This is a genomic window from Acinetobacter lwoffii, from assembly GCF_024129855.1.
GTDB classification, from domain to species: domain Bacteria; phylum Pseudomonadota; class Gammaproteobacteria; order Pseudomonadales; family Moraxellaceae; genus Acinetobacter; species Acinetobacter lwoffii_L.
The window spans coordinates 1-388 of record NZ_JAMXXC010000077.1 but is presented as its reverse complement, the minus strand read 5'-3'; the positions used below and the strand labels follow the sequence as shown (position 1 = coordinate 388).

Genomic DNA, 388 nt, shown 5'->3' with positions numbered 1-388 from the left:
TAGGGTGTGTTGACACTTTTAGCTTAAAAAAATAGCGAAGTAGTAAAATCAAATCGCCAAACCCAATTTTACTATTCGCTATGCCTCGTACCATGCTGACAGATCAACACTGGCAAAAGTTGAAAGTTATTCTGCGTAATTTATCCATTCACCACAACTCAAATTTACGCAATTTTATTGAAGCTATTCTCTATAGAATTAGAACAGGCTGTCCGTGGCGAGATATTCCTTCTTGTTTTGGTCATTCAAACTCTATTTTCAAACGTTTTAATCGTTGGTCAAGCAGCGGTAAGTTACTTAGATTATTCAAATTACTAGCCTCATGCCCCGATATGGAGTGGATTTTTATTGATGGCTCTCATGTACGTGCTCATCAACATTCTGCCGG

The 388-nt window shown here is 37.9% G+C and carries 1 pseudogene; it reads left to right on the top strand.

From position 1 onward, the window contains the following. Positions 1-80: 80 nt before the first annotated feature. Positions 81-388, top strand: a pseudogene (locus tag NI465_RS16570) (IS5-like element ISAba31 family transposase); the annotation flags it as partial.